This window comes from Mesorhizobium sp. M4A.F.Ca.ET.090.04.2.1, from assembly GCF_003999085.1.
Classification (GTDB): domain Bacteria; phylum Pseudomonadota; class Alphaproteobacteria; order Rhizobiales; family Rhizobiaceae; genus Mesorhizobium.
Map to the genome: position 1 here is coordinate 1 of NZ_RZOT01001053.1, position 216 is coordinate 216.

Below are 216 nucleotides of genomic sequence, written 5' to 3' on the forward strand. Positions count from 1 at the left end.
AGCTGATCACCATCTCCATCACCGGCACCAACGACGCCGCCATCATCGACGGCACCACCAGCGGCGCGGTCGACGAGGACGGCGCCGACGCCCCGGTCACCGCCATCGGCTCGCTGACGGCAAGCGACGTCGACAACGCCGACAACGTCTTCCAGGCCGACAGCGGCAGCACCAGCTACGGCAGCTTCACCATCGATGCCGCCGGCAACTGGACCT

1 protein-coding gene is annotated in these 216 nt (G+C 68.1%); it reads left to right on the top strand.

Features of this window, described 5'->3' with window-relative positions; all coding sequences use genetic code 11:
• On the top strand, positions 1-216 hold a 216-nt coding region (locus EN781_RS33990; protein WP_145965853.1), incomplete at both ends, for a VCBS domain-containing protein.